This is a genomic window from Gardnerella sp. DNF00753, assembly GCF_049244275.1.
Lineage (GTDB): Bacteria > Actinomycetota > Actinomycetes > Actinomycetales > Bifidobacteriaceae > Bifidobacterium > Bifidobacterium greenwoodii.
Window position 1 is genome coordinate 773690 of the sequence record NZ_CP058393.1, and the last position, 11895, is coordinate 785584.

Genomic DNA, 11895 nt, shown 5'->3' on the forward strand with positions numbered 1-11895 from the left:
TTACTACCCAATGTGCGCAATTGGGGAAACAAGCTCGGTTCCCGAAGCGTCTCTTCGCATGTCTGGCTTAGGCAGCTCCACGCGACTTCCTCTATCTGTTACTGCATGCAGTGGATAATATCCAACGTATGCATGAATAAGAGTATTCTGCCCCTTAAGGAATCGTTGCGAGCGCACGCCGCCAGTTCCGCGACCCTTTGTTGGGTACATGTCGAAAGGTGTAAGTTTTGCAGCACCGTTTTCTGTTCCAGGAAGAGCATCGCTGTCGCCAGCAACTGTGAATACTACTGTTCCTGTAGCGCAGAATAGTCCATTTTCGCCTTCTTCATAATGCCATTCAATGTCTTGCTCTGGCACTACTGCAAAGCTTGCAACTTTTGCACCTTCAGCTAGGCGAATTCCAGCCATTCCTCCTGCTGTACGTCCTTGTGGACGAACTTGTTTTGCGTCGAAGGTAAGAAGTGACGAATCTGTGCTAATAAACACAAGTCTGTCATTGTCTTTAGCTGGGGCTGCGGCAATAACAGCATCGTCATCTTTCAAATCAATTATGCTCCACGAGTCCATGGTTGTTGGAGCTTCGCAGTTCCAACGTTTTACTACGCCGTTTTTAGTTCCAATCGCAAGCGGGGTAGGAGATTCGGAATTTTCTAATACTATTGCTGTAACTACACGTTCTCCTCTTACTGGATCTGTGCTTTGCGTGGATGTTAACAATTCTTGTGCTTTTACGCCTTTTGTTAATTCAGAAGTTTTTCCTTCTTCGTAGTTTAGCTGCGGCAAATCAGCAACATGCGCTAATACTAGGCGTCCAGCGGAAGTAATAAGAGCGTAGCTTGCTCGAGTTGTTGTTTTAAACATTGTTGAGCAAGGAGTGTTAAAAACGTTTTCGCTATGCGACTTCCAGCGTTCGAATGTTTCTACGTCGGTTCGCGCAATGAAACCGGAAGCACTTAACGCAACTGCACAAGGTTCGTCGCTTAATTGCAAGGCTGCGTAAGCCGCATCATTCTCTCCAGATTTACGTGCAGCACTAGCTGCGGCATCCAAATCTGCTTGAGTTGAAGTAAGTTTATTAGCGGACTGTACTGCTTTAATTGCAACGTCTTCGCTATCTTTGCTAATGCTTGTTTCAACAGGAACAAAACTGCCGTCTTCGTTTTCGTCTAGAAGAATGGTTCTTCGTGGAGTATCCCACTGTTTAACCGCAGAATCCATATCTGCTATTACTACTCGGTCAAGTTTTGCGTCAGAGCTTAAGATTTGATTGAGTTCGTCAATTTTTTTAAGTAAATCGTCGCGTTCTGCTTCAAGCTCAATTCGGCTCATTTTTGTAAGTCTGCGAAGGCGCAAATCAAGAATGTATTGTGCTTGAATTTCGTCAAGATCAAAAACTTTGATTAACTTGGTTTTTGCACTATCTGCATCTTCAGAAGAGCGAATAACCTGAATAACCTCATCAATATCAAGCAGGGCAAGTAGCAAGCCGTCAACTAAGTGTAGACGCTCTTGTGCTTTCGTACGCCTAAACTCACTGCGTCTGCGTACTACAGTTCTGCGGTGTGCAATCCACACGTCCAAAAGCTCACGCAATCCCATTGTGTGTGGTCTGCCGTCTACTAGCGCAACATTGTTAATAGTGAAGCTTTCTTGCAGAGGAGTGTGCTTAAAAAGTTGCGCAAGAACTGCGTTAGGGTCAAAGCCTGTTTTTATTTCAATAACAAGGCGAGTGCCGTTGTGTCGGTCAGTTAAATCAATAGCACCCGAAATTCCGTCGAGTTTACGAGCTTTTACGCCTTGAGAAATACGCTCAAGAACACGCTCAGGGCCAACCATAAACGGAAGCTCGGTAACAATAATAGCTTTTTTGCGAGCGGTAATATTTTCAATATGTGTTGTGGAACGCGTTGTAAACGCTCCGCGACCAGTTTCGTAAGCTTCACGAATACCGCTTCTGCCAATAATAATTCCTCCGCCTGGCCAGTCTGGTCCTGGAACGAGTTTCATAAGATCGTCCAATGTGGCTTCAGGATGTTTCATAACATATTTTGCTGCAGAAACTACTTCGCCTAAATTATGCGTTGCCATGTTTGTTGCCATGCCAACAGCAATGCCGGAAGCTCCGTTTACAAGAAGATTTGGAATAGCAGATGGAAGTACAGTAGGCTCTTTTAGTTTGTTGTCATAGTTTGGAGCAAAATCAACAGTATCTTCGTTAATATCCGCGTTCATTCCAAGAGCTGCTGGAGCTAAACGTGCTTCCGTGTAGCGGGATGCTGCAGGACCGTCGTCAAGAGAACCAAAATTACCGTGTCCGTCAACAAGAGGTAAACGTAGTGAGAACGGCTGAGCAAGACGAACCATTGCCTCATAAATTGCGGAATCGCCGTGAGGATGCAGCTTACCCATTACTTCGCCAACAACGCGAGCAGACTTCATGTAAGCGTGATCAGGGCTTAAATTCATGTTGCCCATTTGGTAAATGATGCGTCGCTGGACAGGCTTCATGCCGTCTCTTGCATCTGGAAGAGCACGCGCGTAAATAACAGAATAAGCGTATTCAAGGAATGATTTGCTCATTTCTTCATTCAATGGTGTTTCAACAATATGCTCTTTGACTTTTCTTGGGTCGAAAGCTTGTTGTGTTGCGTGACGGCGTGAAGGCATATTTAGAACTCCTTGAATGACATTACGGCTCTCAATACTACCAATTTCTATGCACAAACTGTAAGTATTTTCTTAATATTGTTAATAAAAGTAGGTTTATTTTCTGAAGATTTGTTATTAATTTAGTATTTTTTATTTTGCTAGGATGATTTTGCTTTCTCAGTATTAGTGCTTAGTAGCAGTTAGCAGTAGTAGCTTGTGGTTCTATATAAGTGGTTCAATAGTGTGTATGAGTGTTGATGTGCCATCTAAAAAAGAATTGTTGCAGTTTGTAAGCAATATTACTTATGGAGATTTTTCCAGCTCAACTTTGCAAGATTATTCGCATGATTCTTGCTCTGAGCAAAGTGGCGGAGCTTTTCATCTTTCATCCGTTTTACCAGCTTTAAGCGATGCAATTGGCGCTCCTATAAGTACTAAAGTGCATGAAAATCCAGCTTTTTTGCGCGAAAGTCTTGGTTTTCCTAAAGTAAAATCTGCAATTGTTGTTTTAGTTGACGGATTGGGATACTGGAATATTCTAATGCGTCAAGGTCATGCACCATATTTGCGTTCTCTTTTAAATGAGCCTAAAAATCAGCGTCCTATTAAATCTTGTATTCCAAGCACAACTGTTGCTGCAATGGCAACGTTTGGCACAGGCACATGCCCAGGTCTTACTTGCATGACTGGCTATACTCAAAAAAATGCTCAAACTGGAAAGCTTGCTCAACTTATTCAATTTAAGGATGCTCCAAATCCTCTGGAATTGCAGCAGCAGCCAACAGTGTTTGAAAGTCTAGTTTCTAAAGGTTTTCGTGCAGATAGTATTAGTTTGCCTAAGTTTGAAAATTCCCCACTTACTCAAGCTGCTTTTCGTGGAGCTACTTATATTACTGCTGGAACTCCTAGAGCTAGAATCATGAAAGCCGCCAACACTACTAAAACTCCAGGATTAACTTATTTGTATTTAAGAGATACGGATAAGGTTGGGCATAATTATGGATGGGATTCTGAGCATTGGGTTGCCGCTTTTGAGCAGGTTGATTCGCAGTTGCGCTTGTTGCAACGAAATTGCGCTAAAGGTACTTTGATTGTTATTACTGCCGACCACGGTATGATTCAGTCTGACCCTAACTCTCGTATTGATATTGCTAAAAGTGAAGAGTTAATGCGCGGAGTTGAACTGGTTGGTGGAGAACCTCGCTCTGTTATGCTTTATGCAAATAAAAACACTAATCCCGAAGATATTATTGAAAGATGGCGCAAAATTATTGGTGAAAATGCGCTTATTCGCAGCAAAAAGCAAGCTATTTTAGATGGTGTTTTTGGCAAGGTTGACCCGCGCGCAGAATCTGTTCTTGGCGACGTTCTAGTTCAGGCTCGTAACGCTTTTACTATTGTCGATTCTCGAACTCAAACAGAAAAAGCTATGAGCTTACCAAGTGTTCATGGGTCAATGACTCACATGGAAATGGATATTCCATGTCTTATTGATTTAGTGTGAATTTTTTTAGCGTAAATTTCGTAGTGAAAAATTCACACTAAGATCAAAAGAATCAGCCTTCGCCGAATAAAATCTCGTCCCAGCTTGGAACTGCAGCTCTTCCACTTCGTCTCTTATTGTTATTGTGATCTGCATGATCTAAAGAGTTTTTCTTAGCAGAATCAGACTCTTGATTAGTGTCAAACTCAGCTTCATGATTTGTAGAAGTGGTATTCAAAGATTTTGCAGCATCAGAATTTACTTTTTCTGCGTTTTCAGATACTTCAACTATTTTTGCTTTCTCGGCTTTTTCGGTTTGCTTTACTTTGTCTGCCAAAGATTTTTGTGCTTCACTCGAGTCGTAAGAAAGAATACTAGATGATGCATCTTGATTTTCATCATAATCTGACTGTATAAGCGAAGGTTGCTGAGCTCTGCTGCTATTTGATAGCACGTTTTCGGCTAAATCATTTGAAGAATCTGCGATTTTCCTAGTTTTTGCGCGCTTATGCTCTTGCTTAGAATTAGAACTATCAGAAATATCCGAACTATTCGAATCAAGTTCAGAAAGCTTATCACTATTTCTAAGCTCCCATTGTGAAACAGCGCGTTCAATTCTTGCTGAACGAATTGAATTTCCCGGCAACTCTTCTGTTGAAAATGGGAAGTTTATGCTTACAGTGTCACGATACATTCCGCCGTATTGCGCCTGCTTAGCGGCATCATTACCATTTGCGTCTTCGCCAAGAAGTAAACGAGAAGATGGATTAGCGCATGTTACTGAGTTGTCATGCATATTCCATGTCCACTCAGCTTTAATAGTTCGTGTTGCAGTTTTGAAAGTAGCGCTAATAAGCCACGGCTCTAAGCCTCGGCGTGTCGCGCGCCATTGAACTGTTTCCATACCAATATGAGCTTTGGCAAGAGTTCGCTCTATTAAATCTGCAAGTGTGCGCATATTGCTTTGTTTTGGTGCAGGAACAAGCAGGAATTGCTCAATAGCGTACTGTTTTTCTGTTTCTACTCCAGCAGAAAATCGCCTTACTTGGGCCTCGCTTACGTTATAACGCTTAGCAACGTGGCTTGGATCAACTCCAGCGCGAATTAAAGCCTGAATCTGCGAAATAGGCAGGGTAGCGTTCGACGATGCTGCAGATACGTTATTATCTGCCGAATTATTATCGCTATGCTTTTTAGTAATCTTTTGTGATTCAGCGATAGCGTGTTCCAGCGTGTCGTCCACTTTAATGCTTAACGGCGTGTTTTCAAAAATAAAAATCAAATTGCCGTCTGCATCAACATGGTCAAAACTCGCCTCTTTTGGCGGATTTTCAAGCATTGTGCACCACTTTCTTCGCTTTTAACAATACTATGTATATACTTTAGTCCATACACTGCATTCTTTACCATTCTATATAAGATAAAATGTGTGTATTATATGCGGGGTGGCATTAATGTATGCTATGCGCGTAGGTAGCTTAAAACGAAAGGACCATAATGGCACAGGATTATGATTCTCCTCGTAGTAAAGATGAGGACGAAGAGTCGTTGGAAGCTTTGAGCAAAAGCTCTCAAAATTCCAGCAGCGACATTGACGATGACGAGAATGCTATTGCTGAAGACTACGAGTTACCAGGTGCTGATTTAAGCAATGAAGATGCGTCTGTAACTGTTATTCCTATGCAAGGTGATGAATTTATTTGTTCTGAATGTTTCCTTGTAAAGCATCGTAGTCAATTAGCAGAAACCACGGCTGACGGACAGCCTGTTTGCAAGGAGTGCGCAGCTTAAATGGCATACGACGAGACCTACACTGGCCCCGAGCAGGTTGAGGTATTAATTCAGTATCTCGATGGCGAATCCTCCACCATGCAGCCGCTTTGCTATGCGCATGCTGGCGATGCTGGTGCAGACTTGCGTACCACTGAGGATATTACTTTGCGTCCATTTGAACGTGCTTTAGTTCCGACTGGGGTTGCTATTGCTTTGCCAGCAGGATACGTTGCTTTGGTTCATCCTCGTTCTGGTCTTGCCGCAAAACAGGGCGTAACTGTGTTGAATGCTCCTGGAACGGTTGACGCTGGGTATCGTGGCGAAATTAAAGTGCCGCTTATTAATTTAGATCCAGAAAATACCGTGAGGTTTAATCGCGGCGATCGTATTGCTCAATTGGTTATACAGCGTTATGTAGAAGCACAATTTATTCCAGCAACACAATTGCCTGGTTCTGATCGTTCAAATAAAGGCTTTGGATCAACCGGAGTACAATAATTTTTTAGTAAATCCGACCAGTTTTAGCGCTGAGTCGGATTTATTGTATTATTTGACAATTTTGTAGAGCATAACGCATTTTTGCGGGTAGGATAGTAGACAATACAGGAGGTGTGCTGCGATGGGTGAACTTCAAGATGATGTAAAAGGCGCTCATAGGCTTGGATGCGAAATCAGTGAGGATTCTCGTAACCCATTGCTGCCAATATTAAACATGTGCAAGTGGCATCATCCCGATGAAGACATGACTATTCTTCATCGTGCCTACTCCCGTGCGGTAAAACAGCATACAGGTCAGCGTCGTAAATCAGGCGAACCTTATATTATTCATCCTCTTGCAGTCGCGCAGATTCTTGCAGATCTTGGCATGGGTCCGATTGTTGTTGCAGCAGGATTATTGCACGACACTGTTGAAGATACTGATTACACGTTAGAAGAATGTCGTGCAGAATTTGGTGACACTGTAGCCGGATTAGTTGATGGTGTTACAAAAATCTCCAAGATGGAGTATGGCGAAAGCGCACAAGCTGAAACAATTCGAAAAATGGTTGTTGCTATGAGCCGAGATGTACGAGTGCTTGTTGTAAAACTTGCAGATCGTCTTCATAATGCAAGAACCTGGAGATATGTTAAGCCATCAAGTTCTCACAAAAAAGCTCGAGAAACTCTTGACGTATATGCTCCTCTTGCAAACCGTCTTGGTATGAATGCTATTAAAACTGAACTTGAAGAACTTAGCTTCAAAGTACTTTATGCAAAAATTTATAACGAAATTGTTGTACTTGTTGCTCGTAGAGCTGGTCAGCGCGAAGTTTATTTGCGTCAAATTCTTGAAGAAATCAACGAAGATTTAGCAGTTCAACACATAGAAGCATCCGTAAAGGGTCGTCCAAAAGATTATTTCTCGATTTATCAAAAAATGATTGTTCGCGGTCATGATTTTGAGAATATTTACGATCTTGTTGGCGTTAGAATTATTGTTGACTCTATTCGAGACTGCTATGCCGCATTAGGAGCGGTTCATGCGCGTTGGAGCCCTGTTCCAGGACGTTTTAAGGACTATATTGCAACTCCTAAACTAAATATGTATCAGAGCTTACATACTACTGTTGTTGGCCCTGGTGGAAAGCCTGTAGAAATTCAGATTCGTACTTGGGATATGCATAGGCGAGCTGAATTTGGTATTGCTGCACACTGGAAGTACAAGGCAAATGGTCAGGCTGGTAGAGCTTTAAGTAAGCCAGACAGAGATGACCGTAAGCGTGAAGGTGAGCTTGAAGAGCGTAAAGAGCTTAGTGAGGCAGATAATCTTAAGTGGATTCAGCAGCTTGCTGATTGGACTAGTGAAACGCCTGATTCTGATGAGTTCTTAGGTTCATTAAAGCAAGATCTTGGAGCTTCTGAAGTTTACGTGTTTACTCCAAAGGGAAGCATTGTTGCTCTTCCTCAGGATGCAACGCCTGTTGATTTCGCTTATTCGGTTCACACTGAAGTCGGTCACCGAATGATGGGTGCAAGAGTGAACGGAAGATTAGTTCCTTTGGACACTAAGCTTACAAATGGTGACACGGTTGAAGTTCTTACTTCAAAGTCAGATACCGCCGGCCCATCTCGTGATTGGCTGAGTTTTGTTAAAAGTCCACGTGCCAGAAATAAGATTCGTCAGTGGTTTAGCAAAGAACGTCGCTCTGAAGCCATTGAAGAGGGCAAGGACGAGCTAACTCGTGCTATGCGTAAACGTAACTTGCCTTTAACTACTTTGATGACACAGCAGGCTTTAATTGGCGTTGCGGATGAACTTAATTTGCCAGCTAATGTTGAATCATTGTACGCGGCGATTGGCGAAGGACAAGTTTCTACTCAAAATGTTATTTCGCGCTTAGTAAAAGATGCTGGTGCCGATGAGGTTGCAGAAGAAGTAGAGCAGGAAGCGTTACCTCTTAAGAATGTAGAGCGCAATAGAAAATCTAATGGTGCTTTAGGTGTTTCCGTTAAGGGTGTTGGAGACGTTTGGGTAAAGCTTGCAAGATGCTGTATGCCTGTTCCAGGAGATAACATCATTGGTTTTATTACTAGAAATCAAGGCGTGTCTGTGCATAGAACTGACTGCCAGAATATGCTTGATTTACAAAAAACTCAGCCTGAACGAGTTATTCCTGTTCAATGGACTAGCGATAAAGGTTTGTTCTTAGTAAAGGTTCAGGTTGAAGCTTTGGATAGGCAACACTTGCTATCTGATGTTACTCGCGTACTTTCGGATCATGGCGTAAATATTCTTTCCGGAACTATTGCCACTGGAGACGATCGCGTTGCAACAAGCCAGTTTACGTTTGAAATGGCAGACCCTCAGCATCTGAACACACTTTTGGCTGCTATTCGTAAGATTGAAGGCGTTTTTGACGTCTATCGTATTACTGGCGCAAAAGATAGCGCTGAGCCTCGTTTGCGTAAAATGGAGCGCGGAGACTTATAAATAAAAAATAAAATAAGATAAAAATAAGAAGGACGTCCAGCTTTGGAACGTCCTTCTTTATTAATCGCACATTTTGAATGTGCATCCGTCTAATTTCAGGCGGTAACAGCCTTCTTCAACAAGGAACCAGCGGAGATACGTACACCGTAAGAAGCTGGAATCTTGATGGTTTCGCCGGTACGAGGGTTGCGGCCAGTGCGCTCAGCGCGCTTTACGCGCTCTGCGGAGAACAGACCAGTGAGCTTCAAACCTTCACCAGACTGCAAAGCCTCAACGAACACATCCTGGAATGCGTTGACGGCGGCCTCGGCCTGTGCCTTGGTCAGGTTGGACTTCTGTGCGATCTTAGAAACGAGATCAGACTTGTTGTATGCCATGCAGCATCCTTTGGGTCAGGGGCCTTCTTTGCAAAGGCCACGTTCATTCTCGATACTAATACATTTTCCCTACAAATGTGGCCTTTTTTAGCATTTTTTTCAATAATTTTATGTATTTTTTTATAAAAAACTCATTCTGAATAGTCTTATTGCGATTTTTTGATAGAAAAATACACAAAAGTTGAGCAATTAAGCCATTTATACTAGTTCACGACTGCTAAGCCAATTCATAGCAAAAGCGCCAATAGGAATTCTTAGCCAGTAGAACATAAGCCTATAAAGCAAGGTTGCAGATAATGCAATAGTAGGTGGAACTCCAACAGACGTAAACGCAAAAGTAAGAGAAGCTTCAACCGCGCCTAAGCCGCCAGGAGTTGGTATTGCGGATCCTGCAGTGTTTGCAAGAATGAACAAAAGTATTGTTTCCCAAGGGTTCGCATAGTAGCCAAACGCAAGTAAAGCAACCCAATATCCCAGTCCAATGCAAGCAACCAATACAATCGCTCCAAAAGATCCTCCAATAAGCTGAAGAGGGTGCGAAACAAGCTCTTTAACCTGTCTGCCATAATCAGAAAGTATTGGAAGATAATGCTTGCGAATAATTTTACGAGCCTTAGGAATGGCCATTAAAGTGCATATTAACAAGGTTATTACGCCAATAACTGTAATAAGCATGTGCGTTGGAATCATTCCAGAAAGCACATTCTTTCCAGTAAAAATACCAATAACAAGAAGAACAATAGTTGTTATTAAAGCTTGAATAAGCCATACTGCGCTAGTTATAGCAGTAGCTTGAGTTGAATTGTAGCCATTCTTTTTCAATAATTGCATATTGACAAAAGCAGGGCCAACGCCTGCAGGCATAGAAACTGCTGTAAAACCTGATGCTGCTTGAGAAGCAAACAAAACCGTAGAAGACGGTTTTTGATCATCCATAAACGATCCTAAAGTAATTGCAGAGCCAACCCAAGCAAACATACTGAAAATAAAGCAAAGCAAAACCATCAGATTATTAGCATGCTTCAATGCTGCAAATACTTCCTGAGGATGCCATTGTGTTGCAATAACAGCAATAGCAATAATTGCTAGAACAAGGCTCACAAAGAATCGAATATTAAAACGTGCTAATCGCACTGTATCGTAGTCTTCCTCATCAGTATGCAGTGCGACTGTCTGGCTTAGCTTATTGCAAAGATGCTCAAAAACCTTCTTATTCCAAGAAGGAAGAGAACGTGTTGATGCAGGAATAGCAGCTTTTTGCATAAAAGGAAGTATTTCTGCAAGCTTGTCTGCACCCCAAGCGTTAAGAGCGGCTTTGATTGAAGTTTCAATATCTGTGCATGCAGCAATAAGAGTTAATAATTGAACTTTATCTAAAGCAATATTTGTTGAATCGCTGGCAACATCACCGTTTTGCCATCCTGCAACAACAGGAGTACCATCCTCTAAACGTGCAATAGTTTCTGGAGTAATTCTTCTATGCGTAATTCCTCGCATGTTTGCAGCGTCAACGTATCGCATAAGTTTTGCCGCATCTTCAACAGTTAAAGTGTTCAAATTACAAGGAAGTAAAGCGTTTGCTGCGTGAAAAACCATAATTGAAGATTTATCACTGTCACATACTCCGTAAACATTAGCAGTTGGCAAATGAAGATTTCTCAATACAAGAAGCATTGAAAGATGATGGTGAACGGAATGTCTTGCTGAACGGTCGCGTCGAGTTGGAATATCAATTAAACGCACCCACTGCCACAGCTGATTCAAATATCCAGGTAAATGCACTTGATTGTCTAAAACAGAAATAACATAGTGCATTCCGTGAATGTCAGTTGCGTCATAAAGTCTTGAATTTTCGATTAAATCGTCATCTAAACTTGAGCGTAAAACTCCAGTATGGTCGGCCTGCTGAGTTCTGCGAGTAAGCTGAGTGAGATTATCTATACCAATATTTTTAAGCGCAATAACGATGTCATCGCCCCAAGCGCCTTTACTGCTTGTGCCTTTAGCAAATCTTATTAATGTTCCAATAGCTCTTCCTACGCAGCAAGAAATAAGCGCTGCAGGGTAGGAGTCCCATGAAGAAAATAGCAGTATTGCAGAAACAATAAACAGAGCATTCCAGCCCCACATTACATGCTTATATTCTTTACGCGGGCCACTTACTGTAAGAAACGCAACCAGAACAGCGTACATGTCTGGCAATAATTCTGTTACCGAATTTGTGGGTTGAGAATGCAATGCAGAAAGCAGAGGTAAATTGTGTGTAGAAGCAATAGCGTCAGAAAGCAACCATATTGAGCCGTAGCTTATAAACAGCGTAATAACAGAAATCGCAGTATCAATCCAACGCTTTTGTGCAGCCATAAAAGCAATTACTTCTGCAACAACAATAAGCGTTAAACCTTGCTGTATTAAAGCGCATGGAATTCCAGTAACAGTAAGACCAATAATTTTACTAGCGCTACGGGCATCAATTTCCACGCCGACTGTTGTTGCAGAAAGCCACATTGTTGACAAAACTGTAAGTATGGCAACAGCAATAGCTGAAAGTGCGTACAGCAAATCAGCCCAATTTCTCACTAAACTTGGCTGAGTGTCTTCAATAACAAGATTTGGATTTATGCGAGATTGCATTGTTCTTA

Annotated in this window: 8 protein-coding genes; 4 read left to right on the forward strand and 4 right to left on the reverse strand. The window is 42.1% G+C overall.

Annotated elements, in window-relative coordinates:
- Positions 1 to 3: 3 nt before the first annotated feature.
- Positions 4 to 2667, reverse strand: a complete 2664-nt coding sequence (locus HXT33_RS03300; RefSeq protein ID WP_421787579.1) for a DNA gyrase/topoisomerase IV subunit A — start codon at positions 2665 to 2667, stop codon at positions 4 to 6.
- Between the two features lie 229 nt (positions 2668 to 2896).
- Here HXT33_RS03300 and HXT33_RS03305 point away from each other — a divergent pair, with 229 nt between their 5' ends.
- On the forward strand, positions 2897 to 4153 hold the full coding sequence (locus HXT33_RS03305) for an alkaline phosphatase family protein (protein WP_421786487.1): 1257 nt from the start codon (positions 2897 to 2899) through the stop codon (positions 4151 to 4153).
- Between the two features lie 52 nt (positions 4154 to 4205).
- Here the strand turns inward: HXT33_RS03305 and sepH are convergent, their stop codons facing one another.
- Positions 4206 to 5471: a septation protein SepH gene (gene sepH, locus HXT33_RS03310; RefSeq protein ID WP_421786489.1), complete on the reverse strand. Its 1266-nt coding sequence runs from the start codon at positions 5469 to 5471 to the stop codon at positions 4206 to 4208.
- A gap of 158 nt (positions 5472 to 5629) precedes the next feature.
- Here sepH and HXT33_RS03315 point away from each other — a divergent pair, with 158 nt between their 5' ends.
- The 3 genes from HXT33_RS03315 to HXT33_RS03325 all read left to right on the forward strand — a co-directional run bounded on the left by HXT33_RS03315 (position 5630) and on the right by HXT33_RS03325 (position 8876).
- Positions 5630 to 5923, forward strand: coding sequence for a DUF4193 domain-containing protein (locus HXT33_RS03315; RefSeq protein WP_004128217.1), 294 nt, complete (start codon positions 5630 to 5632; stop codon positions 5921 to 5923).
- Complete coding sequence (gene dut, locus HXT33_RS03320) at positions 5924 to 6403, forward strand: dUTP diphosphatase (protein WP_116794001.1); 480 nt, start codon at positions 5924 to 5926, stop codon at positions 6401 to 6403.
- Between the two features lie 121 nt (positions 6404 to 6524).
- The gene (locus HXT33_RS03325; protein WP_004136141.1) at positions 6525 to 8876 is read left to right on the forward strand and encodes a RelA/SpoT family protein; all 2352 of its coding nucleotides are present in this window, start codon (positions 6525 to 6527) and stop codon (positions 8874 to 8876) included.
- Between the two features lie 95 nt (positions 8877 to 8971).
- Here the strand turns inward: HXT33_RS03325 and HXT33_RS03330 are convergent, their stop codons facing one another.
- Both HXT33_RS03330 and HXT33_RS03335 read right to left on the reverse strand, forming a co-directional pair.
- Positions 8972 to 9253 (reverse strand): HU family DNA-binding protein, encoded by a 282-nt coding sequence (locus HXT33_RS03330; RefSeq protein WP_004119480.1) that lies wholly within the window; start codon positions 9251 to 9253, stop codon positions 8972 to 8974.
- Positions 9254 to 9451: 198 nt separating this feature from the next.
- Positions 9452 to 11887 carry a lysylphosphatidylglycerol synthase transmembrane domain-containing protein gene (locus HXT33_RS03335; RefSeq protein ID WP_421786492.1) on the reverse strand — a complete coding sequence of 812 codons (2436 nt, stop codon included), beginning with the start codon at positions 11885 to 11887 and terminating at the stop codon, positions 9452 to 9454.
- Between the last annotated feature and the right edge of the window lie 8 nt (positions 11888 to 11895).